Origin of the sequence: Streptomyces cyaneus (assembly GCF_004028635.1) — a bacterium.
GTDB classification, from domain to species: Bacteria; Actinomycetota; Actinomycetes; order Streptomycetales; family Streptomycetaceae; genus Streptomyces; species Streptomyces cyaneus.
Genome location: NZ_RQJW01000003.1, coordinates 983,906 through 1,010,404, shown reverse-complemented (window position 1 = coordinate 1,010,404; position 26,499 = coordinate 983,906). Strand labels below are relative to the sequence as shown.

Here is a 26,499-nt window from a genome sequence, read left to right as displayed (position 1 = left end):
ATGGGGACGAACGAGCGGGACACGCCGGGTACTTCGGCGACGGCGGACGGACACGACGCCGGCATGACGCTGACCGCGGAGATGCGACGTGTCCTGTCCCGCATCGACGCCCACGCGGCAGGCGCCGGGCGGGCCGACGCCGAGCCCGGCGCGGCGAACGCCACCGGCTCCGCGAGCCCGGCCCCCCTGGCCGCCCCGGGCAGCGCCCCCCTCGACGCCCTCCTCACCTGCTTCGGCCTCACCCCCTTCGAACGCGACCTGATCCTCCTCACCGCCGCCGACGAGCTGGACCCCACGACGGCGGCCCGCTGCGCCGCGGCCAGCGGTGATCCGCAGCGCGCGTACCCGACCTTCTCGCTCGCGCTGGCCGCCCTCGCCGAACCGCACTGGAGCGCGCTCACCCCCGTCGCGCCGCTGCGCCGCTGGCGGATCGTCGAACTGGACGACGAGTCCCGGTTGACGACCTCCCGACTGCGCCTGGACGAGCGCATCCTGCACTTCCTGTTGGGCTCGCCCTACCTGGACGCCCGCCTCCACGGTCGTCTGCGCCGCACCCCGGTGCCCGAGCAGCTGACACCGTCGTACGACGTGGCCGCGAGCCGTGTCGCCGAGGGCTGGACGACGGGGGTGGGCCCGGACGCGCCGCCCCTCGTCGAGGTGACCGGCGGTGACCTGCGCAGCCGCGCCGACATCGCCGCCGCGGCGGCCGCGAGGTCCGGGCTGGGGCTGTACGCGATGGGCGCCGAGGACGTACCGACCGACCCCGCCGAACGCGACCGGCTCGCCCGGCTCTGGCAGCGCGAGGCGATCCTGCTGCCTGCCGCGCTGCTCGTCGAGGTCGGGGACCTGGACCGCGACCAGCGGGCGGCGACCGAGGCCTTCCTGGCCGGGGCCGCCGTACCGGTCGTCGTGTCGAGCGAGGACCCGCTGCGGTCGGACCGCCCGCACGGCGCACGCGTGGCGGTCCCGCGCCTCGACGACGAGGAGCAGGTCGACCTGTGGGCGCAGGCCTTCCAGCCCGTCGCCGACCTCGACGAGGGCGAACTCCGTTCCCTGGTCGCCCAGTTCCAACTGCCTCCGCACGTCGTACGGTCCGCCGCCGCGACCGTACGCCGCCGCCTGCCGTACGAGGACCAACTCGACGCCGCCGAACTCGCCTGGCGCGCGGGCCTGGAAGAGGCCCGGATCGGCATGGACGAGCTGGGACGCCGTATCGAACCACAGGCCGGCTGGGACGACCTCGTCCTGCACGAGCGCCAGACCGGCGTGCTGCGCGAGATCGTCGCGCATGTGCGGCAGCGGGCGACCGTCCACCAGGAGTGGGGATTCGCCGGCACCCTGCGCCGCGGCCTGGGCGTCACCGCGATGTTCGCCGGCGGCTCCGGCACCGGCAAGACGCTCGCCGCCGAGGTGATGGCGAAGGAACTCGGCCTCGACCTGTTCATCGTCGACCTCTCCCAGGTCGTCAGCAAGTACATCGGCGAGACCGAGAAGAACCTCCGCCGGGTCTTCGACGCGGCCGAACGCGGCGGCGCCCTGCTGCTGTTCGACGAGGCCGACGCCCTGTTCGGCAAGCGCAGCGAGGTCAAGGACAGCCACGACCGGTACGCCAACCTCGAGGTCAGCTATCTGCTGATGAGGATGGAGGCCTACCGGGGCCTCGCCATCCTCACCACCAACATGAAGAAGGCCCTCGACACCGCCTTCATGCGCCGCATCCGCTTCGTCGTCGACTTCCCGTTCCCGGCCGAGCACGAACGCGCCGAGATCTGGCGCCGGGTGCTGCCGTCGCGGGCGCCCGTCAAGGACATCGACCCGGCCCTCCTCGCCCAACTCACCGTCGCGGGCGGCTCGATCCGCAACATCGCGCTGTCCGGTGCCTTCCTCGCGGCCGAGGAGGGCGACCGGCTGCAGATGCGGCACATGCTGGCGGCGGCCCGCACGGAGTATCTGAAGCTGGAGCGTTCCCTGACGCCGACGGAGGTCCGCGGATGGGTCTGAACAGGGAGCCGGCGGCCCGGACGGTCGCGAGCGGCGCGTCCGAGCAGCCCCGCGAGATCCGGGTGGAGATCGGCGAACTCTCCCTCCAGGGTTTCCGGGTCGACCCCGAGCGGGTCTCCGCCGCGTTCGAACAGGAACTGAGCCGTCTGGTCCGCGCGCACGGCGTCCCGCTGGCCGCCGACGGCGCCCTGACCCTCGATGCGCTCAAGGGCCTCCCGCCGCTGCCCGCCGGCCTGTCCGCTCGCCGCCTCGGCCAGGAACTGGCCCGAGTCGTGCACGAGGGGCTCAGCGGCCACGGGGAGGTGACCCGGTGAGCAACTCCCAGTCCCAGGACGCCCGTTCGGAGCAGTCGGCCGAACAGCGCCGCCGCAAGCGCAAGGAACGCGCCGCCCAGTCCCGCACACCGGAACCCAAAGACATCGTCAGCGGCGCCGGCCAGCCCCTCGATCCCGGCGTACGACGGGAGCTGGAGGAACAGCTCGGCCACGACCTCAGCCGCGTCCGTCTGCACACCGACCGCGACGCCGGGCAGCTGACCGAGCTGCTCGGCGCGGACGCGGTCGCCGTCGGCCAGGACATCTTCTTCCGCGAGGGCGCCTTCAAGCCCGGCACCGACGAGGGCCGCCGCCTGCTCGCCCACGAGCTCCTGCACACCGTCCAGAACCCGCACGGCCTCGGCACCCTGCGCGCCGGGCGTGAGCTGGGCGCGGTGAGTCTGCCTCAGCAGGCGATCGAGCGGGAGGCGGAGGCGGGGGCGCAGGATGTCGTACGTCCTTCGGCCACCGGGCTGGAGGAGTCCACGGCTGACGTGGCGGAGGACCAGGCCACACCCGGTTGGCTGCGCTATGCCACCGTCGATGCCGATCGCAATCGCGCCGAGGCCATCGACCCCGCCACCCTCGTCGACCGCCTCGCGAACTCCGTCGTACGCTCCCTGCGCGGCGACCCCGAGGACCTGTCCCAGCGCACCCGCAAGCAACTCGCCCGGCTGCCCGAGGAGTTGCTCGACGGCGTCCTCGTCCGCCTGGAGAGCCGACTGCTCGGCTCGGAGCAGGACCGGGTCCTCGACCTCGTCGACGAGATCGAGGCCTACGACGACTACGCCGAGGACGGCCTCGAACGGGACGCGCACGACGCCCCCGAGGTCGAGCCGGACACGGCGCAGGAGGTGCGGACCGAGCGCGAGAACGCGCTGCGGGCGGTCGAGGAGCGGCGGGTCGAGGAGGAGCGGCCGGGTCTCGCGCCCGGGCCGGAGAAGGAACAGGCCGTCGAGGAGGGCGCGGCCGGGAGTACTCCGCAGAACGGCGGCACGCAGGAGCACGGGACCACTCCGCAGGGCGGGGGTGCACCTGGTGGGGCGGGGCAGGAGGCGCCGGGGGCTCAGGGAACCGGATCGGGCGGGGGCTCGGCGTCCGGTGGGGCCGCCTCGCGGGAGGAGCAGGCCTCGTCCGCCTCGTCGGGTTCCGGTGGCGGAAAGCAGCAGGGGGAGGACAAGTCCGCCGGCTCGGCGTCGGGCTCGGGCTCCGCGGAGTCGGGCGGCAAGGAGAAGTCCGGGGGCGCGGCCGGCAAGGAGAAGGACAAGGGCGGCCAGGAGCAGACCGAACGGCAGGACGCGGCCGCCGCGAGCAAGGAGGAGTCCGCGGCGCAGAACCGGCCGGGCGCGGCCGAGGCCGCCGTGGCCGGACGACAGCTGAAGCAGCAGGACAAGCGGGGGCAGCAGAAGCCGACCGGTTCGCCGACGGCGGCGGGCAAGGACACGCAGCTGCCCGGCAAGTCCAGCACGTTGGACGGCAAGCGCAACCAGGACCTCGTCGGCGAGGAGGAGACCGACGAGGATCCGTTCGGCTCAGGCAGTGAGTCGGAGGTCGAGGTCGGGGGCGAGGAGCCCAGCGCCTGGGACGTCAAGCTGCAGCCGGAGGACTTCGTACCGCAGCAGGACCTCGACGTGTCCGCCGTACCGACCGCGGACCAGCAGGACCGGTCCTCGTCCGCCGGCGCGCAGACGGCCCCGTCCTTTCCAGCCCCGCCGCCCACGAAGGCCGAACAGATCCAGGCCGAACGGGAGGCGGAGGACGCCGAGGACGACACGGCCGAGCCCGAGGAGGAGCCGGCCGACTCCGCCATGGAGCCGGAGTCGTCGGCCCCGGAGACCGAGGGCGGGCCCGACAGCGGTCTCGGGGCGGGAGGCCTGGCGCTGGAGCAAGCCGCCGCCGCGCGGCCCGCACCGGGCACCCGGGACCCCAAGAGCGGCGACGACCCCAAGGCCGGGCCGGTCGCCGCGCAGACCACGGTGCAGGAGGCGCCGGGCAAGCAGGAGGGGAAGTCCGAGGGCGGCAGTGCGGCCAAGGAGTCGGCCGACAAGGAGGAGAAGGGCACGGCCGCGGCGGGCGACAAGGGTGGCGCCGCGCCGGAGAAGGAGTCACCGCAGGCAAAGGGCGGCCAGTCGGCGCAGGGTGACGCCGGGGCGAAGGAAGCGGCCGGTGGTGGCGGCGCCGGTGGTGGCTCGGCCGAGGCCGGCGCTCAGGGCGAGCAGAGTGCGGGGGCCGGTGCCGGGCAGGACGCGTCCGCCGTCGGAAACGCGGCCACGGCGCCTGGGACGTCCGGCGGCGCGGGTGGCGGCGGCACGGCGAACTCGTCCGGGGCGTCCGGGACTTCCGGGGCATCCGGTGCCGACACGGCGAGTGCGGCGCCGGCGCAGGAGAGCCGTACGGAAGCGCCTACGAAGTCGGAGACGTCATCGGCGGCAGCGCGGCCCACGGCTGCGCCCGCCCCGGCCGCGAAGTCGGAGCCGGCGTCGGCGAAGGCGGCCCCGGAAGCGAAGGCCGAGCCGGAGAGCGCACCGGCGCCGAAGGCTGCGCGCGGCGGCGGCTCCGCAGGTGGTGGCTCCGCAGGTGGAGGCGGCGGAGGTGGAGGCGGCGGAGGCGGTGGCGGTGGGGCCGCACCGGCCCGCGGCAAGGGCAAGAAGGACTCGGGGGCGGTCCCGAACCTCTCCGGGGTCGCCCCTGAGGCCGGTCTGGCGACGGCCTCGAAGCTCAAGCCGCACAAGGCCCTTCAGGCCATGGGCGGGGTCGGCGGCGCGGTGGACCGCACGGTCGGCGACGAACACAAGACGCTGGCCTCCGCACCCCCCTCGATGCAGCGCCCGGCGGGCGCGCCGCAGACGCTGCAGGGCAAGCCGAAGACGGACGCCCCGGCCGAGTACTCGCAGGACAAGCCCCAAGAGGCCCAGGCTCCCGAGCAGGAGAACGCCGAGGTCGAGGGCGCCAAGGAGCCCGAGGGCCAGATCGAGGCGGAGAAGGCCGAGGAGCCCAGCGGCTGGGACACCTTCAAGATGGCCCTCGGCTTCGGCATCGGCAAGGTGGCGAGCTGGCTCGGCTTCGAGGTGGACCCGCAGGAGCTGGCCGCCAAGTTCGCCGGGCTGCCCACGAAGGACGAGGCGCTCAAGCAGGCCCAGGCGGGCAACGCACCGGGAGTGGAGCTCAAGGGCGACGCGGAGCAGAGCGCCGGTGAGCAGGGCGGCCATGTGGACGCCAAGGGCCAGGAGACCGTCGCGACGGCCCGCGACGACTCCGGCCGGGGCATGGGCGAGGACCAGGTCTACCCCAACGCCCCCAAGGAGGAACTGAGCGCTCAGGTACCCGGGGCGCAGGGCGGCGAGGGCGTGGCGGTCGAGGGCGGCGGCACGACCGGCGCCGTACCGCCGGAGGCGGCCTCCGAGGTGGCCGAGCACGAGCAGGGGCCGCAGTTCCAGGCCGCGTTCAGCGACGGCCAGAAGGGCATCTCCGAGGGCCGGCAGGCCAAGGACCGGGACTTCCGCGACTCGCAGGCCAAGCACAAGCAGCAGGTCGACGCCGAGATCGCGAAGAACACCGACACACAGGCCGGTGAGCGCGAGAAGGCGATGGGCGAGGTCACCGCCCAGCGCGAGGACTGGCGTACGGAGCAGGACGAGGAGCTCAAGAGCCTCGGCGACAAGAAGACCGAGCGGCACGACAAGGTCCGCAAGGACGTCGAGGACAAGGAAAAGAAGACCGACGACGACGTCGAGAAGGAGAAGGACGGCAGCGACAAGAAGATCCAGGACGAGAGCGAGAAGGCGGAGCGCGACGCGGAGAAGCAACGCGACGGCGCCGTCGAGGACTCGGGAAACTGGATCACCAAGGCCTTCGACTGGATCAAGCAGAAGGTCATCGAGATCAAGAACGCGATCGTCCGGGTCATCCGGGCGGCGCGTGACGCGGTCGTCGGCTTCATCAAGAACTTCAAGGACACGGTCGAGCGCTGGATCAACGAGGCCCGCAAGAACATCGTCGAAGCGATCAAGAACCTCATCAAGGAACTGATCGAGTTCGCGGTGGCGATGGTGAAGGCCGTCATCGAACTCGCGGCTCGCATCCGCAAGTTCATCACGGACCTGATCGCAGCGGCGATCGCCCTGGTCCAGCGCCTGGCCGAGGCGCTGAAGCAGGCGATCAGCGACCTCCTGAACGCCATCGGCAAGCTCCTGAGCAGCATCTTGGACGTCCTGAAGAAGGCGCTCCTGGATGTGGTCAAGGCGATCGTCGACGCGGTGAAGGCCGTGCTGGACTTCGCCTCCAAGCTGCTGGGCGCGCTCGGCGAGTTCATGCTGATCGCGGTCGATTTCCTCTCCGACCCCGGTGGCTGGCTGGGCGGCGCCAAGAACTCCGCGGTGGACGGCGCGAAGAACCACCTGTTCCGCGAGGTCAAGGCGGCCGTCAAGGGCTGGTTCCAGTCCAAGATCGAAGAGATCATCGGCATCCCGAAGGCCATCCTGGACAAGCTGATCAAGGGCGGCATCGCCCTCGACCAGATCGTCAAGGAGACCTGGGACGCGATCGTCCCCCAACTCCCCTTCATCATCGGCGAGATCGTCATCACCAAGGTCATCGCCAAGCTGATCCCGGGCGCTGGCTGGGTCATGGCGGTCATCGACGCGATCCGCACCGCCATCGGCGCCCTCGGCGAAATCCTGCGCGCGATGGGCGCGGTCCTCGACTGGCTGAAGGCCGTCCGCCAGGGCGGCGCCGGCGTCCTCTTCGCGAAGGCGGTCGCGGCGGGCATCGTGGCCCTCCTGGAACTCGCCTACGAGGCGCTGCTGAGCGGCATCGGCAAGTACGTGGCGAAGGTGGGCCGCCGCTTCAAGGACATCGCGGCGAGGCTCGGCAAGGGCAAGGGGGACAAGCCGGGCGGAGGTAAGGGCGCGGGGGCCGACGGGTCGGACGACAAGGGCGGAGACAAGAAGCCCCCGGTCGATACGACGAAGAAGCCGGGCGCGGACGGGAAGCCTTCGACGGCTACGACGCCGAAGCCGGGGCAGGGCAAGGACGGCGCGCCTGGGAAGCCGAAGACGCAGGGCGCCGACACCAAGAAGCCCACGCCTGCGACGAGCAAGGACAAGAACGGCCGGCCCAAGGACAAGGACGAGAAGCCGGACACCAAGCCGACTCCGCCACCAAAGCCCAAGCCGAAGGCGGAACCGCCGGCCAAGCCGAAGCCCGAGCCGGACACGAAGCCGAAGGACAGCGGCGGCAAGGGCTCGGACAAGCCCAAGGACGACAAGGACACCACGGGCAAGCCCAAGGACGCCGACGGCAAGACGCCGGACAAGCCGAAGGACCAGGACCCGAGCAAGCCGAAGGGCGACGGCAAGGACACTCCGGGCAAGCGCAAGCCCGACTCGGATCAGGACAAGGGCAAGGACAAGGATGGCGATAGGCCCGGCAAGCCGAAGAAGAAGGAAGACGGCAAGCAGCCGAAGCCCAAGCACGAGACCAAGACCCCGAAGAAGCCGAAGCGCGACAAGCACACGGACGGGAAGCCGAAGGACAAGGACCCGAAGAAGGAGAAGCAGCAGCGGAAGGACCAGAGGAAGAAGGAAGAGGATTCGAAAGATGCGAAGGATGCACGGCTGGAGAAGATCCTGGCGCGCATCAGGCCCCGGCTTCAGAGAATGCTCGGTGACGGCACCACAGGCGTACCGCTGCGCCTGACCCTCGCCGGGATGAAGGCCTGGTACCGGCTGAACGAACTCGCGGCCCAGGGGTCCGGAACCACTCGGGACATACGCGCCAAGCTCAACCCTGAGGGATCGGCCGCGCGCCCGTACACGCCGAATCCGGAGGAATTGCGCTCCATAGTCCAGGATGCCGTCGTCGCGTTCCTTCAGGATGATCGCATCACCGGCGCCGCCGAGCAGTTCAGATCGGAGGAAGCGGGGTCCTATCGAGACAACAACTCGGACCTGGAAACCGAGGACATCCAGAACGTTCCACACGCGGGTGGTGGAGCTGGAATTCCAGGTGCGGCGCTGCACATGCTGAACCGAGGTTCGGACATTCCGCGCAGCCGTATGGACTACACGATCGGCGATTCCCAGCAGCGCATCACGGAGCGTCATTTCCGGCCGAAGGCGCGCGAGGGTGAAGAACCTCGACCCTTCGATCCCCGTAACGCGTTCGTCATGGATGCCGCCTCCTATCCGGAGATAAACCAGCACACGAAGGACATCAACCAGCGTCTGCAGAAGAACCCCGAGGGCGTCGGCCTGAACTCGGAGACAATTTCCGCACTCAACGCCACACAGATAGGTGACGCGCAACTCGCGCGCACCATCCGAAACTTCCTGCGCACCGGCCGGTGGCCCGACGTGCTCAGCGAGGCGGAGCAGGAGACGCTGGGGCGCGTCGCATGGCTCATGTATGTGCGGGAAACCGCCCGTGACCCGGAGAACGCCGCACTCGCACCCATGACGATGGATCTGATCGCAGAAGGCAAGATGTCGTTCGAGGAGGCATTCGCCGAGTTCGAACCCGATCCCTCGCAACAACCGCCGCCGGCCCCGCCTGCGCAGCCGGCCAAGACGAAGAACGGCAAGCCCAGAAGGCGGCGCAAGCCGAAACTCAAACCGCGCAGGACCGGCGGTCGCGGTAGGTATCCCGCCTCGATGGAGGGAGCGACACGGGCAACTCGCGGACTCGAGGCAGAAGACAGGGCGGAAACACTTCCGACCGCTGAGGAAGAGGCCCGAATCCTGACAGAACGCGTGCGCGGTACGGTAGGACCACTTCGCGCTTCTCAGCGACAATACGGAAGTGCCGAGGAACGCGGCGAGTTGAGCTTCAGGAAGATCGACGTGATGACGCGATGGGTCGTCATGAAGCTTGATGGCTCCGGAAGTGTATGGGGAGCGAGTCGGCAGGACATCGTAGACTACATCGTCGAGTTCATCAGACGGCATCACGGCATCAATTGAGAGGAACACTGAAATGTCACCGGTAGTTCGCGTGGTCCTGAAGCGTGAAGTGACGCTGGACGACGTCGGTGTTCTCTCCTGGCGCGAGGACTGGAACACCGTCTCCTTCAGCCGTAAGGGTGAGCTCCCGGAGCGCGAGGTCTGGGAGACGATGAACGGTGACACGGTCATCACGTTTCTCGGCGACCACATCACCGGGCTTCGTTATCTCGTCATCGACGGTGCGGGCGAGGAGAACATCCGTCATCTCGTCACCAGCCGACTTCCGTGCTGGACACACGAGGAGGCGCTTGAATTCCTGTCCCGGGCGCGTGACCGGGACGAGAAGGTCCACGGCATCTACCTGTCGGCGGTGAGTGCGCCTCTCCAGGAGAACGGTCCCCTTGCGGCCAAGTTCCGGGAAGTCGCCGCCGATCCGGATCCTGATGTCCGGCATGCGGTTCTGGTGGGAATCGGCTACCTGGGCGCCTGGCCGTCCTTGCGCAGCCTGGCCACGGACATGAAGAACAACGATGCCGACGAGGGCGTACGGCGCGACGCCGGCGTCTTGATCGAAGGACTCGACCTCTCCGAGAACTGAGCGTCCCACCTCAACCAGACCAGGTGAAAACAACGTGACCCGCTACGCCGACATCCCCAAACCCATCCGCTCCGGAATAGTCGTAGTCAACCCCGACACCGGCACCCCCCAGCGGATCATCGTCCTGCAGTTCAACCCGGACACCCTGGAGCGCAGTGTCGCCCCCCAGTCCGCCGGCGACAGTGGCGACTCCGGAGGTGGCGGCACCGGTAGCGGTGACCGCAACGAAGCTCTGCGCCTCAAGGGCCCCGCCCAGGAGACCTGGAAGTTCACCGCCGAGATCGACGCCACCGACCAGTTCGAGGTCGCCGCTCCCGACGGCATCCACCCGCAACTCGCGACCCTCGAAATGCTGGTGCAGCCGACCGTCGCCCAACTCCGGGCCGCGAGCAAGCTGTCGCAGAAGGGTGCCATCGAGATCAGCCCGATCGAGATGCCGCTCACCCTCTTCACCTGGGGCAGCAAGCGCGTCATGCCGGTCCGGCTCACCGAGCTCTCCGTCAACGAGTCCGCCTTCGACGTGAACCTCAACCCCATCCGGGCCTCCCTCAGCATCGGCATGAAGATCCTCACCGTCAGCGACCTCCCCGCGGGCCACCGAGGCGCCGACCTCTACCTGGCGCACCTCGCCCAGAAGGAACGCCTCGCCGCAGCCGCGCGCGGCGGCAGCCTCGGCGGGCTCGGGCTCGCCGGAACCAACGCCGTGATCGGAAGGGGCTGAGGAGCAGACCATGGCTGAGATCGAGCCGTACGAGAACGCCCTGGACGCCATCCCGGGGGCGCATCCCTATCCCCGCACCAGCCGGTACCACGACGCCGAGATCGGTATCCATCGCCGAGCCGACGGCACCGAAGTCCGTTACACCAAGCGCCGCTTGCTCCCCCCGCTCGACGAGACCGCCCCGGACAGCGACGTCACCCAGCCCCACACCGTCGGCGCAGGCGAGCGCCCCGACCTCCTCGCCCAGCGCTACTTCGGCGACCCCGGCCAGTGGTGGCAGATAGCCGACGCCAACCCCGTCCTCGATCCACGCGAGTTGACCGACGAGGCCGGGCGCGTCATCGACATCCCGCTCGCCGGCGGGTTCCCGGGCGGCAGGGGAGACCGGCGTGTTTGATCTGCCCGTGGGGCAGGGCCCCGTCCACATCACGCTCCTCATGGGGCCCAAGCTCGCCCGGCCCGTCCCGGCCGAGGTGACCGAGGCCCTGCTGTCCGCCCAGATCACGGCCACGGCGGGGGAGCGCAGTGGCTTCCAGCTCGCCTTCGATCTCACCAAGAACGGGATCATCAGCCGGCGGCTGTTGCCCGAGGGGTTCTTCGATCCCAAGACCCGGCTCATCGTCACCGTGGCCGTCAAGGGCACCCCGGACGTCCTCTTCGACGGGCTCATCGTCCGGCACGAGGTCGGCGCCAGCAACCAGCCCGGCCACTCCACCCTCACCGTCACCGGCGAGGACCTCACCCTCCTCATGGACCTGGAGGAGCGCACCGCCCGGTACCCCAACCTGCCGCCGTCCGAGCGGGTGCTCGCCATCCTTCGCCGGTACTCCGACTACGGCATCCGTCCCGATGTCTACAACGAGAAGATTTCCCAGCCCCCGCACCAGGACCTGCGGGTGCACTACCAGACGCAGACCGACCTGCAGTACGTCACCGAGCTCGCCCGCGCCAACGGCTACACGTTCTATCTGGAGCCCGGCCCCAACCCGGGTCAGTCCTCCGCCCGTTGGGGGCCGGAGGTCCGACTCGGTATCCGTCAGCACGCCCTCAACGTCAACATGGACGCCAACTCCACGGTCGATCAGCTGACGTTCGCGTACGACGGCACCGCGCGCGAAGAGCCGCAGGCCCGGTGGCAGAACCCCGAGACCCGGCAGTCCGCCCTGCTCCCACAGCCGTCCATCAGCCCGTTGCGCCCGCCCCTCGGCAAGCGGCCCACCCCGGCCCTCAAGCGCAGGACCCTCTCCGGCACCGCCAAGCAGCAACGCGAGCAGGCCGAGGCGGAACTCCTCGCCCGTGCCGCGGTGTCCGCCGACGTCGTCTCCGGCTCCGGCTCGCTCGACGTGATCCGGCACGGCTACATCCTCCAGCCCCGCCAGCTCGTCGGCGTACGCGGCTCGGGACGGGCCTACGACGGCGACTACTTCGTCAAGTCCGTCACGCACAACCTGCGCCCGGGCTCGTACCAGCAGAACTTCACCCTCTCCAGGGAGGGCTTGGAAGCGCGCAGCGACTACGTCCGGCCCTGACACCCACGGAACCCCACGACCCATCAACCAGGAGCAACCCCACCATGGCGGCACCCAGCAATCGCTACCTCGGCAAGTTCCGCGGCCGGGTCGTCAGCAACGACGACCCGTTGCGCATCGGCCGCATCACCGTCGAGGTCCCGGACGTCCTCGGCGACGAGCCGTCCACCTGGGCGCTGCCCTGTCTGCCGTTCACCGGACCTGAGTCGGGGCTGTTCGTGGTGCCGCCGCCGGGCGCCGGCGTGTGGGTGGAGTTCGAGCAGGGGGATCCCAGCTTCCCGGTGTGGACCGGGTGCTGGTACGGGGCGGCCGACGAGCTTCCGCCCGACGCGCGCCGCGAACTCCAAGCCAACTCGCCCGACAAGCCCGTCGTCGTGCAGACGCCGCAGGCGCACAAGCTCGTCATGAACGACACGCCCGGTGCCGAGCAGGGGATTCTCCTCCAGGCCCAGGGCGGCGCGTACATCCGTATCACCAAGGAGGCCGTGGTCATCGCGACCGGCGCGGGGGCGGAAGTCATTCTGCGCGGCCGTGAAGTGACCATCAACGAGGGCCAGTTGACCGTGCTCTCCAAGCGATGAGAAAGACGGGGGAACCGAAGAAAATGCCTGGGAGTCTGCTCGACGCCGACGCCGTGATCGGCTGCCCGCACGGCGGTCGGGTCACCGCCGCCACCACACCCTCCGGCGGCGTACGAGCCGGTGGCGCCGCCGTCGCCACGGCCGCCCACAGCTACGTCGTCACCGGCTGCCCGCACACCGTGGACGGGGTGCCCGCACCCTGCGTCACGGTCCGCTGGACCGCCGACGGCACCGGCATCACCGCCGACGGTGCGCCCGTGCTGCTGGACACCTCCGCGGCCGAGTGCTTCACCGCGGCGTTCGTGCCGCAGGGGCCGCCCGTCGTCCAGGCCGCGCAGCGAAAGGTCACCGTCCGATGAGTCCCACCAGCCGGGGAACCAGGCCCCGTTCCGACATCGCGTTCCCCTTCCGCGCCGACCGCCGGGGCCGCACCGCGCACGCCACCCACGGCGAGCACGTCCACGACCTCATCGAACAGCTGCTGTTCACCAGCCCCGGCGAACGCGTGATGCGCCCCGACTTCGGCTGCGGACTACTCGACCTGGTCTTCGCACCGACGAGCCCGGAACTCATCAGCACCCTCGAACTCTCCGTCCAGGCCTCGCTCCAGCGCTGGCTCGGCGATCTCATCGACGTGGAGGCCCTCGACGTGATCAGCGAGGACAACGTCGTCCGCGTGTACGTGTCGTACGCCATACGCGCCGACGGCACCCGGCGCGACGACGTGTTCGAAGGGAGGGCCACGGCATGACCGGTACGACCGCCACCTCCCGCCGGACCAAGGTGCGCGCCGCCCAGCTCAACGGAGTGGACTCCGTCGAGGTCGATGACGACGGGCTGTTGCTCACCGTCACCTTCCTCGGCAAGGCGCCCCACGGCCTCGGCCCGGAGAACGTCCGCGTCGACGGCGGCCGCCGCATCACGGGCATCACCGCAGTCGATGTCAGCGTCGAGCGCGAGGAGGATCCCGAGCTCGACGACCGGCTCTACGTCACCCTCGACAAGGCCGGCGACACCTCCCGCTACCGGCTCTCCCTCGTGGAGACCGACCCGTACGGCCGCCCCGGCACCGAGCCCTTCCGCGGCTTCGACCAGCGCTACCACAGCGCTACCTTCGCCTTCCGGCCCGACTGCCCAACTCCCTTCGACTGCAAGGAAGATGAGCAGGCCGGTCCGGACTACCCCACCGTGCCCGTCGTCGACTACACGGCCCGCGACTACGACACCATCCGCAAGCTGCTCCTGGACCGGCTCGCGCTCACCACCCCCGACTGGGTCGAGCGCAACCCCGCCGACCTCGGCATGACCCTGGTCGAGCTGCTCGCCTACACCGGCGACCAGATCAGCTATCAGCAGGACGCCGTCGCCACCGAGGCCTACCTCGACACCGCGCGCCGCCGCGTCTCCGTACGGCGTCACGTCCGGCTCATCGACTACGCGATGCACGACGGCTGCACGGCCCGCGCCTACGTCGCCGTACAGACCGCCGGCGACCACACGCTCGCCCCGGGCACCTACCGCTTCGCCTCCGTCGACGTCCGCACCCTCGACCCGCACGACCGGCCCGAACCCGGCACCGTCATCGTCGAGGCCGACCTCGGCGACCTCGACGAGCGCGGCTCGGTGGAGGTCTTCGAACCGGTCGTCACCGTCGACCCGCTGGAGCTGCGGGTCGCGCACAACGCGATCGGGCTGTGGACCTGGGGCGGCGAGGTGTGCACCCTGCCCAAGGGCGCCACCTCCGCGACCCTGCGCGACGAGTGGGTCGACGCGGAGACCTGCCGCGAACGGCAACTCGACCTGAAGCCCGGCGACTTGCTCGTCCTGGAGGAGGTCAAGGGCCCGCGCACCGGCACCCCTGGCGATGCCGACCCGAGCCACCGCCAGGCCGTACGCCTGACCTCCGTCACCCCTGCCGTCGACCGCATCGAGGACCAGCCCGTCCTCGAGGTCACGTGGGCGGCCGAGGACGCCCTGCGCTTCCCGCTCTGCCTGGCCACGCGCGGCGGCCGTGATTGCCTGCCCGTCGAGGGCGTGACCCTCGCGCGCGGCAACGTCGTCCTCGTCGACCACGGCCGCACCCTGCACGGGCTCCCCGAGACGTTCACCGTCCCGCAGTTCCCCGCCGTCGTCGCCCCCTGCGACCCTCCCTCCGCCGGCTGCTACGACCGCGACGAGGGCAACGCGCCCGCCCGGCTCATCAACTCCCTTACGGACCAGGCGGAATCCGGCGAGGCGCTGACCCCCGACGACATCCGTGAGCTCTTCGAAGTCGTCGGCGAATCCGCCACCAACCGCGCCGGACTCGGCCTGGAACGAGCCGGCCAGCGCCACGAGCATGTCGTACCCGGCACCGCATACGCCCAGGCGGCCGCCCTGCGCACGTTGCTGGCCCAGTCCGTCTACCCGGGCATCCTGCCCCGCTTCCGTCCCGTCCTCGGCCGCGCGCCCGTGGCGCAGGCGGTGCCCTTCCCCGACCTCGGCACCGTCGCCGCCGGGCAGGCCGAGCGGATCGCCGCGATTCCGGGCCGGGTGCGGCAGCGGCTCGTCGAGCTGTGGCGCAGCGCCCGCGACCGGGACGGCCTCGGCGCGGAGGAGATCGCCGAACTCACGGTGATCTACGGCCTGAGGATCCTGGAGCGGATCGAGCTGCGCCGCCATCCCGTCCGAGCCCTGCGTGAACTCCTGCACCGCAGCGACCAGTTGCTCGACGCCAAGCTGCGCCGGATCGAGGTCCTGACGGCACGCGCCCGCGCGGGCACCGTCCTCGACGGGCACATCGCCTGGGAGATCGCCCACAGCTGGGGCCCGGCGTACGCGGCCGGACTGCACCCCGACGAGCCGGTGCTGCGCGGCTCCGCGACCGCCGCGCTCGACCTCGACCCGCGCCGCGCCCTGCCCGCCGTACGCCTTCATGGGGAGGACGACGACAAGGTCTGGGAGCCGCGCCGCGACCTGCTCGACAGCGGCCCCCGCGACCGGCACTTCGTCGGCGAGCTGGAGGACGACGGGCGCCTCGCCCTGCGTTTCGGTGACGGGCGGCACGGCGCGAGGCCGACGCCCGGATCCCGCCTCGCCCTGCACTACCGTCTCGGCGGCGGAACGGCCGGCAACGTCGGCGCGGAGGCCATCAACCACCTCGTCGTCCAGTCCGACTGCGCGCCGCCGCCCGCCGCCGTGGTCCGCAACCCGCTGCCCGCCAAGGGTGGCATCGAGCCCGAACCCGTGGAGCAGGTACGCCAGTTGGCCCCGCTCGACCTGCGCCGCACCCGGCTGCGCGCGATCACCGCCGAGGACTACGCGGCCCTCGCCACCGCCCTGCCCGGCGTGCAGCGCGCGGCCGCCGACCTGCGCTGGACCGGCAGTGTCCAGGAGGCGCACGTCGCGATCGACGCGTACGGCGCCGGCGCCCCCTCGGCCGAGCTGCTGGCCCGGGTCGCCCAGTCCCTGGAGCCGTACCGGCGCATCGGCCACGACCTAGTCGTCGGCGCCGCGCGGCTCGTCCCGCTGGACATCGCGCTGACCGTGTGCGCCAAGCCGGGGCACCAGCACGGGCAGATCCTGGCCGAGCTGTACCGCGTCCTGGGCAACGGCCGCCTCGCCGACGGACGCCTCGGCTTCTTCCACCCGGATGCGCTGACCTTCGGCGAACCGGTACGGCTCAGCCGGCTCGTCGCCGTCGCGGCCGCGGTCCCCGGCGTGGAGAGCGTCCAAGTCACCCGACTGCAAAGGCTGTACGAGCCGGACCGAGGAGAGAGGGAGGACGGCGTGCTGCGGCTCGGCCCGCTGGAGATCGCCACCTGCGACAACGACCCGGACCGGCCGGAGAACGGCCGGCTGGCGATTTCCCTGGGAGGTGCCCGATGACGGAGGGCACGATCACCGACGAGTGCACCTGCGGCGGCGCCTGCCGCGGCGGCGACGACGAGCGCCTCGCCCCGGCCCCCGTGCACAACCCGCCCGGCCGCACCGCCCTCGACTACCGTGTCGGCGAGTACGGCTCCTTCCTGTCCGCTCTCCTCGACCGGCTCGCCTCACCGGCGTACCCGGCACTGGGCGGCCTCACCGTCCGCACCCCGGACGACCCGGCGATCGGCCTCCTCGACGCCACCGCCGTCCTCGGCGACCTGCTCACCTTCCACTCCGAGCGCATCGCCGACGAGGCCTACATCCGCACGGCCAACGAGCACCGCTCCCTGGTCCTGCTCGGCCGCCTCGTCGGCCACCGTCCGCGCCCCGGCGTCGCCGCCGCCACGCATCTCGCGTACACCCTGGAACGCGACCCGCGCGCCGAGGCGCTGCCCGTGCTGATCCCGCGCGGCGCCCGCAGCCACAGCGTGCCGGCGTCGGCCGACGAGCAGTCGCTGACCTTCGAGACAAGCCGTGACCTGACGGCCCGCTGGGACTGGAACGAGCTGAAGGTACGCCGTCGGCGCCCCTCCCTGGTCACGCCCGAAGACTTGGAGCGCCGCTCGGAGCTCTTCGTCGAGGGAACGGCGAACTCCCTCCAGACCGGCGACCAGTTGCTCTTCGTCTTCGGCGAACGGGCGGGCGGCGAGCGCACGTTGTTGCCGGTCGCCAAGACGCGCGTCGACCGGGAGGACGAGATCACCGCGATCTCCCTGCCGAAGTCGGCCCCGCCGACCCTGAAGGAGCTCGTCGACGAGGTACGGCGCTGGACCGCCGCTCCCGCGGCCCCGGGGGAGCCCGGCGACGAGCCCCCGACGCCTCAGGTCCCGAACCCGCGCCCGGTCAGCCGGCTGATCGAGGACTTCGAGGACCAGGTCCTGGCGCCCCTGCGGGACGACCTGGACGGCATCAAGACGCCCGAGCGGCTCGCGGCGCGGCTTGCGGAGCCCGTGGCGCGGCTCGGGGAGGCGCAGGTGCTGGCCGAGCCGTATGAGGACGTCGCGGCGTGGTTCGAGCAGTTGGAGGCGGTGCTGGCGGAACTGGCGGAGCGAGCCTTGGAGTTGGCGCCCGCGCAGACGGCCGAAGAGGGTGCCGCGGAGGGTCGTCGAGCGTCTGCCGCGCCGTTGGGGCTGGTCGCGCAGTTCCCCGCGCCCCTTGGGGGTGATGCGCGCGCCGCGGCTTTCCAAGCCCTGGGCGCGGTCCTCCCCGCCCTGCGCGCCTCAACGCCCGCCCCCTCCGGCGGCACCGGCCACCAGCGCCCCGGCAGCGACACCGCCCGCCTGCTGGCCGCCCTGAACCCCGGCCTCGGCAGCCTCTACCCGGCCTGGCGCAAAGCGGCGTCCGCCGCCCCCGGCGCCCAGCAGCTCTTGCGCGAACTGCTCGCCATGCGCGTCACCGCCGCCCCCTTCGGCGCCACGGCCCCGCTCAAGCCCGTCCAGGACGACCGCGGCCGGGTCATCCGCACCGCCGACTGGCCGCTCACGGGGGCCGTGCTGGCGAGCATGCGGGTCGTGTACGACACGTCGGGCAGGACGCCGGTCCGGGCCGAGTTCCAGTACGTCGAGGGCAGCAGCTCCGACCAGCGCGCCGAGAACCTGCCCGTCGTCCAGCCGGTGAACTTCCCCCTCGGCACGGGCCAGGTCGAGCTGTCGGTGCGCTCCGGCCAGGACCGCGACCTCAGCTGGCTCAACCGCCGCCCCACCGACTCCCAGGAGCCCGGCGTCACGGCCCGCCTCCACTCGGGCCTGCCGGAGCGCACCCTCTTCGTGTCCCGGCCCGACGACGAGGGCCTGGTCCACGTCGGCATCCACAACGGCACCTCGGAGCAGATCTCCCTGCGCCCGAACGGCAGCGAGCAGTTCACGCACGGCGAGTACGAGGTCAGCCTCAAGTACGCGGTCGGGACCACCGAGCCCAACGTCGAGGTCGTGATCGCCAGCAAGCCGGAGCCCCTCAACCGCCGCATCCTCCAGCTGGACTCGGTCCACACGGGCATCACCGTCGGCAGCTGGGTCGCGATCCAGCGCCCCGCCAAGGGCGCCCAGGACGGCATTCCCGGCGACGCCAGGCTCGCCTTCGTCACCACCCAGGTCGTCGCGGCGCGTACGGCGGCGTACACCAACTACGGCATCACCGGCCGCGGCACCGAACTCACCCTCGCCGACCCGTGGTTGGACGAGTTCGACGTCCTGCTCTCGCACATCCGCGACACCACCGTGCACGCGGCCGGCGAGCCGCTCCGCCTCGCCGACGAACCGCTCGGCGAGGACGTCCACGGCAACGAGATCGAACTCGCCGAGCTGTACGACGGGTTGCGGCCCGGACGCACGCTCATGGTGAGCGGCGAGCGAAGTGACATCCCCGGCACGACGGGCGTCCGGGCCACCGAGGTCGTCACGATCGCCGCCGCCGACCCGGCCGTCGATCTCCGACTCCCCGGCGACCACGTCCACACCCGCCTGACCCTGACGTCCGACCTCGCCCACCGCTACCGCCGCGAGACGGTGAAGGTCCTCGGCAACGTCGTCGAGGCCACCCATGGCGAGAGCCGCGAGGAGGCCATCGGCAGCGGTGACTCGGACCGTGTGAACCAGACGTTCGCGCTGTGGCAGTCCCCGCTCACCTGGCTCGCCGACGACAATCCGCTCGGCGCCACTCCCGTGCTGGAGCTCCGGGTCGACGGTGTGCTGTGGCACGAGGTCGACAGCCTCGCCGGACGCGGCCCGGGCGAGCGGGTCTACATCACCGGCTCCACCGCCGACGGCCGCACGACGGTCACCTTCGGGGACGGCGTCAACGGCGCCCGACTGCCGAGCGGACACGAGAACATCCGGGCCCGCTACCGCTTCGGCACCGGCAAGGCCGCCAATGTCGCCGCCGACCGCATCACCCAGCCCCTCACCCGGCCGCTCGGCGTCACCCAGGTGACCAACCCGCGCCCGGCCAAGGGCGGCGCGGACGCGGACGGCCCCGGCCTGACCCGCCGTACGATCCCGCTCGCCGTCTCGGCGCTGGACCGCCTGGTCTCCGCGTCCGACTACGAGGACTTCGCCCGCTCCCGCGCCGGCATCGGCCGGGCGTCGGCTCGCGAACTCTTCGACGGGCGGCGGCGCGTGCTGCACGTGACGGTCGCGGGCACGGACGACGTGCCGATCGACGGCGACTCGGACACGCTGAGGGCCCTGCGCGGTGCGCTGACCGAGTACGGGGACCTCAACCTCCCCGTCCGGGTGGACGTACGCGAGCTGGTCCTGCTGCTCGTCGCCGCCAAGGTGAAGGTCGCCCGCGACCACGCCTGGGAAGTCGTGGAGCCGCGTCTGCGTCAGGCCCTGCTCCGCCGACTCGGCTACGACGGAAGGGAGTTGGGCCGACCTGCCCGCCTCTCCGACGTCCTGGCCACGGCCCACTCCGTGCCCGGCGTCGACTACATCGACGTCGACGTCTTCACCGGCGTGCCCGCGTCCGCCACGCCCGAGGAACTCACCGGGCTCCTCACCGACCCCGGCCCGCCGAAGTCGTCGGTCCCGGCGCACCCGGCGACGTACGACGAGAAGATCCACACGGTTCGCGCCGCCAACGGCGAGACGCTGTCGGAGATCTGCGCCAAGTACGGCGTCCCGCTCGCCGAACTGCTGCGCCTGAACCCCGACATCACCGACACCCGGCGCCTGGCCAAGGGCCGGTCGGTGTTCGTCTTCCGCGGTATCCGCCCGGCCCAGCTCGCACTGCTGTCGCCGAAGGCCGCGGACACCCTGATTCTGACGGAGGTCAAGTGATGGCCGCGTACTCGGCGGATGTCCAGTTGGAGACCGCGACCCCGACGACGACGTCCAGGGAACCCGACGGGCTCGCCGAGCTGCTGCCCCGCTGGCATCTGCTGCGCGACGCCGAGGAGGGAGAGCCGCTGCGCGCGCTGCTCGCGGTGATCGCCGAGCAGCTCGACCGGGTCCGCGACGGCGTTCAGCAGGGCTACGAGGACCTGTTCGTGGAGACGGCGGCGCCCTGGGTGCTGCCGTACCTCGGCGATCTGGTCGGCTACCGCACCCTGCCGGGCTACGAGCGTGTCCTCACGACCGGCCTGCACGAGGGTGGCCGAGCCGCCCTCGCTGAGGCCGTCGCCCCGCGCGCCGATGTCGCCGCCACGGTCGCGGGCCGCCGGCGCAAGGGCACCCTCCACCTCCTGGAGGAACTCTCCGACCAGGTCACCGGCTGGCCCGCCCGCGCCGTCGAGCTGTCCCGGCAGGTCGCCCACACCCAGCCCGTGAAGCTGTACGGCGACACAGGCGTCCACCGCGGCGAGCGCGGCCGGCTGGTCGACCTGCGCGACAACTCCGCCCTCGACCTCGCGGGCGGCCCCTTCGGCGCGACGGCCCGCACGGTCGACGTGCGCCGGGCGAACTCCCGTCACCGGCAAGGGGGTTGGACGCCGGCCGGAGTCGCGCTCTTCGTCTGGCGGCTGAAGGCGCACTCGCTCACCCAGTCCCCGGCGTACTGCATCGACCGCGCCCGCAACCTCTACACCTTCTCGATCCTGGGCAACGACACCCCGCTGGTCACCAAGCCGTTCCCGGAGCCGTCGCCCACGCACATCGCGACCATCGACAACGTCCCGGCGTTCATCACCCGCCGTCAGCTCCACGACCGGCTCACCGACTACTACGGCCCCGGCAAGAGCCTCGTCATCCGGCGCGACGGCGAGGACCAGCCCGTGCCGCCGTCGGACATTGTGGTCGCCAACCTCTCCGACTGGCGCTACCGGCCGAGGCGCGGCCAGGTCGCCGTCGACCCGGAGCTCGGGCGGATCGCGTTCGGGGCGCGGTCCGCGCCCAGGCAGGGTGTGTGGGTGGACTACCAGTACGCGTCCCCGGCCGACATGGGCGGCGGCGAGTACGACCGCCTCGACCGCGAGCCGCGCCCCGACGCCGAGGTCTACCGCGTCGGTCCGGGGCAGCCGTACCGCCAGATCATGGACGCCTACCGGGCCTGGCAGCACGACCGGCGCGCGGACCGGACCGGCCCCGCCGGCATCATCGAGATCACGCACAGCGGCGCCTACCAGGAGCAGCTGGACTTCGACCTCGACCCCGGCGACCACCTGGAAGTGCGAGCGGCCGAGGGCACCCGGCCGGTGATACGCCTGCTCGACTGGTACAGCAACCGTCCCGACGCCCTCAACATCCGTGCGGTGTCCGAGGACTGCGCCCCGCACGAGCGCCCACGCATCGTCCTCGACGGTCTGCTGGTCGCCGGGCGCGGCATCAACGTCACCGGGCCGGTGGGCGCTGTCGTCGTACGGCACTCCACGCTCGTCCCGGGCTGGTCCCTGGAGCCCGAGTGCGAGCCGCACTCGCCCGAGGAACCCAGCATCGTCCTGGAGCGCACCACCGCGTGCCTCCAGGTCGAGCACAGCATCCTCGGCACCATCGAGGTCATCGGCGACGAGGTGAGCGAGGAACCGCTCGACATCCACCTGCGCGACAGCATCCTCGACGCGACGGGCAGTGACCGCGAGGCCCTGTCCGCACCGGACTGCCGTCACGCCCACGCCGTACTGCATCTGCACCGCACCACCGTCATCGGCGAGATCCACACGCACGCCGTGAAGATCGCCGAGAACTCGATCTTCACCGGGCGGCTCCACGTGGCCCGGCGCGGCATCGGCTGTCTGCGGTACTCGTACGTTCCGGCCGGGTCGCGCACCCCGCGCCGGTTCCGGTGCCGGCCCGACCTGGCCGGGCCCGAACAGGCGGGTCGCGTACGGCCGTTGTTCACCTCCGAGCGCTACGGGACGCCCTGGTACGGACTGCTCGCCGACCGGTGCGCGGAGGAGATCCGGCGCGGCTCGGACGACGGCGCCGAAATGGGCGCCTTCCACGACCTGTACCGGCCGCAGCGCGAGGACGGCCTCAGGGCACGGCTCGCGGAGTACACCCCGGCGGGCACGGACGCCGGGATCTTCTTCGTGACGTGAGCGGCACCCAACCGACTTTGCGAACCCGCACTTTTCTGAACCAGGGGGACCCCCTTCATGCACGCTGACCTCTCCCGCCTCACGTTCCGCCCGGAACGGCGCTACTCGGCGGTCATCGCCCAGCAGGGGCGCGTCCAGCTCGACGCCGACCTCAACGAGCAGACCGCGATCCAGCTCCACCAGGCCCGCACCATCGCCGCCGACCTGATCGGCCGGCACGGCGGGCCGCGCGACGCGGCGGGCTTCAAGATCGACTACGTGGGCGGCAAGCACGACATCGACACCCTGCACATCCAGGGCGGCCGCTACTACGTCGACGGCATCCTTCTCGACGCGACCCGCCCGGCGCCCGGTGTGCCCGTCCCGGACGACGACGCCGAGGAGCAGGAGCAGGACACCGCCGCCCCGCCCGCCCACTGGACCTACTGGGACCAGCCCGACGGCTTCCGCGACCCGGAGAAGCCCGGCGACCGGCTGCCCTCGCCGGCCACGTCGCCGTTCGTGGTCTACCTGAGCGTCTGGGAGCGAGCCGTCTCCGCCGCCGAGGACCCGGCGCTGCGCGAGGTCGCGCTCGGCGCGGCGATGCCGGACACAGCCGCCCGTGTGAAGGTCGTCTGGCAGGTGCTGCCGCTGTCGCTGGCCGCGCTGGACATCGAGGAGACCGACCCGTCCAAGGAGGTCGTCCGGGCCGCCTTCGACAAGTGGGCCCGCAAGCAGGCCACGCCCACCGCGCGCCTGGCCGCCCGCAGCGAGCGGCCCGACCACGCCGACGAGGACCCGTGCCTCGTGAAGCCGGACGCCCGCTACCGCGGCCAGGAGAACCAGCTGTACCGCGTCGAGGTGCACGCGGGCGGCGAGGCGAAGGACGCCACCTTCAAGTGGTCCCGCGAGAACGGCTCGGTGGTCTTCCCGGTCGACGAACTCGACGGCACCTGGGTGCAGTTGGCGTCCCTCGGACACGACGACAAGCTGGACCTGGACGTCGGCGACCACGTGGAGCTCACCGACACCGCCTACGCCTCCCGCCTCGAACCCCTGCCCCTGCTGCGGATCGAGGAACTCGACCTGCCGGGCCGCCGGGTGCGCCTGTCAGCCGAGCCCGACCCGTCCGTCGGCCGGCTGCCCCACCTCAACCCGTTCCTGCGGCGCTGGGACCACCACGAGGGACCGAGGCGCAAGGGCCGTACGACCGCTCTGAAGGGCGGTGCGGTCCCCGTCGTGGAGGGGGAGTGGCTGCCGCTGGAGGACGGGGTCGAGGTGTACTTCGCCAAGGGCGCCGCCTACCGCACCGGCGACCACTGGATCATCCCCGCCCGCACCGCCACCGGCAGCGTCGAGTGGCCCACGAACGCGGCACGCCGCCCGCTGCTGCGAGGCCCCTTCGGCATCGTCCGCAGCTTCGCGCCGCTCGCCCTGGTCAAGGGCGAGGGCGGCACCGTCGACCTGCGCCTCGCCTTCAACCCGCTGGCCAGCAGCATCCCGGCCGCCGACGAGGCAACGCTCGCAGCGGAGGAACAGGCGCGCCGCGAGGAGCAGTTGGCGGAGGACCCGTCCCGCGGGAGGTCGCAGACCACGGCGGATGCGGAGGCGGCGGCGGAGGGAGACGAGTAATGGCCAAGCCCCTGAACGCGTCCAAGATGGTGGAGATCCTCCGCGCGGAGGGTCTGACGGTCCACGAGGTGCGCAGCTGGCGCACCCACAACCGCAACAGCAAGGGCGCCTGGGGCCCGGTGAACGGTGTGATGATCCACCACACCGTCACCAAGGGCACCGAGGCGTCGGTGAACATCTGCTACAACGGCTACTCCGGCCTGCCGGGGCCGCTCTGCCACGGCGTCATAGACAAGAAGGGCGAGATCCATCTCGTCGGCAACGGCCGCGCCAACCACGCCGGCCTCGGCGACAGCGACGTCCTGCGCGCCGTGATCAACGAGTCGAAGCTGCCGCACGACAACGAGGCCGACACCGACGGCAACGCGCGCTTCTACGGCTTCGAGTGCATCAACCTCGGCGACGGCAAGGACCCCTGGCCCGAGGCGCAGAAGGAGGCCATCGAGAAGGTCTCGGCCGCGATCTGCCGCCACCACGGCTGGAGCGAGCGCTCGGTCATCGGCCACAAGGAGTGGCAGCCGGGCAAGACCGACCCGCGCGGCTTCACCATGGACGGCATGCGGGGGCGCATCGCGCAGCGACTGAAGGGCGGCGGTGGCGGTGGCGATGAGCCCACCCCCGACCCGAAGCCCGTGCCCAAGCCGAAGCACGTGCCGTTCCCCGGCAGCGGCTTCTTCCACATCGGTCAGAAGTCCCCGATCATCACGGCCATGGGCCACCGCCTGGTCGCCGAGGGCTGCGGCCGTTACGAGGACGGCCCGAGCCCCGAGTGGACCGAGGCCGACCGCCGCTCCTACGCCGCCTGGCAGCAGAAGCTCCACTTCAAGGGCAAGGACGCGGACGGCATCCCCGGCAAGGTCAGCTGGGACAAGCTGAAGGTGCCCGACGGGGGCAAGTGAACGGTCCCTCCCGGAGCCGCCCTGGATACCCACCCGAGGTATCCAGGGCGGCTCCGGCTTGTGTGACGGGTCTTGCTCGGCACCGGAAAACAAGTCACACTGGTACCGAACGAATGGTCGGTTGGGAAGCCGGAAGTCGGAAGCTGGTATCGATGACGGAGCAGCTGCAGGAGCACTTCGACGCGACGATCTCGCGCGACCAGCGGATCGAGCCGCGTGACTGGATGCCGGACGGCTACCGCAGGACGCTGATCCGCCAGATCGCGCAGCACGCCCACTCGGAGATCATCGGCATGCAGCCGGAGGGCGAGTGGATCACGCGCGCACCGTCGCTGCGACGCAAGGCGATCCTCTTTGCCAAGGTGCAGGACGAGGCCGGACACGGCTTGTACTTGTACTCGGCGGCGGAGACCCTCGGCGCCGACCGCGCGGACCTCACGAACCGGCTGATCGAGGGCCGCCAGAAGTACTCGTCGATCTTCAACTACCCGACCATGAGCTTCGCCGACGTCGGTGTGATCGGCTGGTTCGTGGACGGCGCCGCGATCTGCAACCAGGTGCCGCTGTGCCGGAGCTCGTACGGGCCGTACGCGCGCGCGATGGTGCGGATCTGCAAGGAGGAGTCGTTCCATCAGCGGCAGGGCTACGAGCTGCTGATGACGATGATGCGCGGCACCGAGGCCCAGCGCGAGATGGTGCAGGACGCCGTGAACCGCTGGTGGTGGCCGTCGCTGATGATGTTCGGCCCGCCCGACGACTCCTCGCCCAACTCCGCGCAGTCGATGGCCTGGAAGATCAAGCGGCACAGCAACGACGAGCTGCGTCAGCGGTTCGTGGACATGACCGTCCCGCAGGCCGACAAGCTCGGCGTCACCCTGCCCGACCCGGAGCTGCGCTGGAACGCCGAGCGCGGTCGCCACGACTTCGGCACCCCTGACTGGGACGAGCTGATGCGGGTCATCAAGGGCGACGGGCCGTGCAACGACCAGCGGATGGAGCGGCGCAGGAGCGCCCACGAGGAGGGCGCCTGGGTGCGGGAGGCGGCCACCGCCCACGCGGCCAAGCAGGCCGCCCGCGCGGAGAAAGGAGCGGTGGCATGACCCCCGAGAAGCCGGCCGGAATGCCGTCCGAGAAGCGGGACTGGCCGCTGTACGAGGTGTTCGTGCGCGGCAAGCGCGGACTCAACCACGTGCACGTCGGCTCGCTGCACGCCGCCGACGACCGGATGGCGCTCACCCACGCACGCGACCTGTACACGCGGCGCAACGAGGGCGTCAGCATCTGGGTGGTGCGCAGCGAGCACATCGCCGCCTCCACCCGCGACGAGAAGGACCCCTTCTTCGCGCCCAGCGCCGACAAGGTCTACCGCCATCCGACGTTCTACGACATCCCCGACGACGTCCCGCACATCTGAAGGAGAGGGC

The 26,499-nt window shown here is 71.3% G+C and carries 17 protein-coding genes; all 17 read left to right on the top strand.

The annotated features are described in order from the left end of the window. On the top strand, nt 1–2,001 hold the full coding sequence (locus EHO50_RS13415; RefSeq protein ID WP_128430124.1) for an ATP-binding protein: 2,001 nt from the start codon (nt 1–3) through the stop codon (nt 1,999–2,001). Next, complete coding sequence (locus EHO50_RS13410) at nt 1,992–2,315, top strand: DUF4424 domain-containing protein (RefSeq protein ID WP_246101131.1); 324 nt, start codon at nt 1,992–1,994, stop codon at nt 2,313–2,315. The genes EHO50_RS13415 and EHO50_RS13410 overlap by 10 nt, the downstream gene beginning before the upstream one ends. Beyond that, a complete protein-coding gene (locus EHO50_RS13405) occupies nt 2,312–9,274 on the top strand; it encodes an eCIS core domain-containing protein (RefSeq protein ID WP_246101130.1) in 6,963 nt (2,320 codons plus the stop codon). Before EHO50_RS13410 ends, EHO50_RS13405 begins: the two co-directional genes overlap by 4 nt. 13 nt (nt 9,275–9,287) lie before the next feature. Further along, the gene (locus EHO50_RS13400; RefSeq protein ID WP_128430123.1) at nt 9,288–9,854 is read left to right on the top strand and encodes a HEAT repeat domain-containing protein; all 567 of its coding nucleotides are present in this window, start codon (nt 9,288–9,290) and stop codon (nt 9,852–9,854) included. Between the two features lie 34 nt (nt 9,855–9,888). Then, a complete protein-coding gene (locus EHO50_RS13395) occupies nt 9,889–10,575 on the top strand; it encodes a hypothetical protein (RefSeq protein WP_128430122.1) in 687 nt (228 codons plus the stop codon). 10 nt (nt 10,576–10,585) lie between these two features. Continuing rightward, nucleotides 10,586–10,972: a LysM peptidoglycan-binding domain-containing protein gene (locus EHO50_RS13390; protein WP_128430121.1), complete on the top strand. Its 387-nt coding sequence runs from the start codon at nt 10,586–10,588 to the stop codon at nt 10,970–10,972. After that, a complete protein-coding gene (locus EHO50_RS13385; protein WP_128430120.1) occupies nt 10,965–12,104 on the top strand; it encodes a hypothetical protein in 1,140 nt (379 codons plus the stop codon). The genes EHO50_RS13390 and EHO50_RS13385 overlap by 8 nt, the downstream gene beginning before the upstream one ends. 44 nt (nt 12,105–12,148) lie before the next feature. Further along, nucleotides 12,149–12,685: a phage baseplate assembly protein V gene (locus EHO50_RS13380; RefSeq protein WP_128430119.1), complete on the top strand. Its 537-nt coding sequence runs from the start codon at nt 12,149–12,151 to the stop codon at nt 12,683–12,685. A gap of 23 nt (nt 12,686–12,708) precedes the next feature. Beyond that, on the top strand, nt 12,709–13,044 hold the full coding sequence (locus EHO50_RS13375) for a hypothetical protein (protein WP_128430118.1): 336 nt from the start codon (nt 12,709–12,711) through the stop codon (nt 13,042–13,044). After that, a complete protein-coding gene (locus tag EHO50_RS13370; RefSeq protein WP_128430117.1) occupies nt 13,041–13,436 on the top strand; it encodes a GPW/gp25 family protein in 396 nt (131 codons plus the stop codon). The genes EHO50_RS13375 and EHO50_RS13370 overlap by 4 nt, the downstream gene beginning before the upstream one ends. Then, nucleotides 13,433–16,552: a putative baseplate assembly protein gene (locus tag EHO50_RS13365; protein ID WP_128430116.1), complete on the top strand. Its 3,120-nt coding sequence runs from the start codon at nt 13,433–13,435 to the stop codon at nt 16,550–16,552. Before EHO50_RS13370 ends, EHO50_RS13365 begins: the two co-directional genes overlap by 4 nt. Beyond that, a complete protein-coding gene (locus tag EHO50_RS13360; RefSeq protein WP_128430115.1) occupies nt 16,549–20,370 on the top strand; it encodes a putative baseplate assembly protein in 3,822 nt (1,273 codons plus the stop codon). The genes EHO50_RS13365 and EHO50_RS13360 overlap by 4 nt, the downstream gene beginning before the upstream one ends. Continuing rightward, nucleotides 20,370–22,565 (top strand): hypothetical protein, encoded by a 2,196-nt coding sequence (locus EHO50_RS13355; protein WP_128430114.1) that lies wholly within the window; start codon nt 20,370–20,372, stop codon nt 22,563–22,565. The genes EHO50_RS13360 and EHO50_RS13355 overlap by 1 nt, the downstream gene beginning before the upstream one ends. 57 nt (nt 22,566–22,622) lie before the next feature. Beyond that, complete coding sequence (locus tag EHO50_RS13350; RefSeq protein ID WP_128430113.1) at nt 22,623–24,176, top strand: DUF6519 domain-containing protein; 1,554 nt, start codon at nt 22,623–22,625, stop codon at nt 24,174–24,176. Next, the gene (locus tag EHO50_RS13345) at nt 24,176–25,075 is read left to right on the top strand and encodes a peptidoglycan-binding protein (RefSeq protein ID WP_128430112.1); all 900 of its coding nucleotides are present in this window, start codon (nt 24,176–24,178) and stop codon (nt 25,073–25,075) included. The genes EHO50_RS13350 and EHO50_RS13345 overlap by 1 nt, the downstream gene beginning before the upstream one ends. Before the next feature lie 113 nt (nt 25,076–25,188). Next, on the top strand, nt 25,189–26,175 hold the full coding sequence (paaA, locus tag EHO50_RS13340; RefSeq protein WP_128430111.1) for a 1,2-phenylacetyl-CoA epoxidase subunit PaaA: 987 nt from the start codon (nt 25,189–25,191) through the stop codon (nt 26,173–26,175). A gap of 20 nt (nt 26,176–26,195) precedes the next feature. Further along, nucleotides 26,196–26,489 (top strand): 1,2-phenylacetyl-CoA epoxidase subunit PaaB, encoded by a 294-nt coding sequence (gene paaB, locus EHO50_RS13335; protein WP_164904847.1) that lies wholly within the window; start codon nt 26,196–26,198, stop codon nt 26,487–26,489. The last annotated feature ends 10 nt before the right edge of the window (nt 26,490–26,499 follow it).

Coding starts and splice junctions, on each gene's coding strand:
- EHO50_RS13415 (WP_128430124.1), top strand. CDS start 1: ATGGGGACGAACGAGCGGGACACGCCGGGTACTTCGGCGACGGCGGAC.
- EHO50_RS13410 (WP_246101131.1), top strand. CDS start 1,992: ATGGGTCTGAACAGGGAGCCGGCGGCCCGGACGGTCGCGAGCGGCGCG.
- EHO50_RS13400 (WP_128430123.1), top strand. CDS start 9,288: ATGTCACCGGTAGTTCGCGTGGTCCTGAAGCGTGAAGTGACGCTGGAC.
- EHO50_RS13390 (WP_128430121.1), top strand. CDS start 10,586: ATGGCTGAGATCGAGCCGTACGAGAACGCCCTGGACGCCATCCCGGGG.
- EHO50_RS13380 (WP_128430119.1), top strand. CDS start 12,149: ATGGCGGCACCCAGCAATCGCTACCTCGGCAAGTTCCGCGGCCGGGTC.
- EHO50_RS13375 (WP_128430118.1), top strand. CDS start 12,709: ATGCCTGGGAGTCTGCTCGACGCCGACGCCGTGATCGGCTGCCCGCAC.
- EHO50_RS13370 (WP_128430117.1), top strand. CDS start 13,041: ATGAGTCCCACCAGCCGGGGAACCAGGCCCCGTTCCGACATCGCGTTC.
- EHO50_RS13365 (WP_128430116.1), top strand. CDS start 13,433: ATGACCGGTACGACCGCCACCTCCCGCCGGACCAAGGTGCGCGCCGCC.
- EHO50_RS13360 (WP_128430115.1), top strand. CDS start 16,549: ATGACGGAGGGCACGATCACCGACGAGTGCACCTGCGGCGGCGCCTGC.
- EHO50_RS13355 (WP_128430114.1), top strand. CDS start 20,370: ATGGCCGCGTACTCGGCGGATGTCCAGTTGGAGACCGCGACCCCGACG.
- EHO50_RS13350 (WP_128430113.1), top strand. CDS start 22,623: ATGCACGCTGACCTCTCCCGCCTCACGTTCCGCCCGGAACGGCGCTAC.
- EHO50_RS13345 (WP_128430112.1), top strand. CDS start 24,176: ATGGCCAAGCCCCTGAACGCGTCCAAGATGGTGGAGATCCTCCGCGCG.
- paaA (WP_128430111.1), top strand. CDS start 25,189: ATGGTCGGTTGGGAAGCCGGAAGTCGGAAGCTGGTATCGATGACGGAG.
- paaB (WP_164904847.1), top strand. CDS start 26,196: ATGCCGTCCGAGAAGCGGGACTGGCCGCTGTACGAGGTGTTCGTGCGC.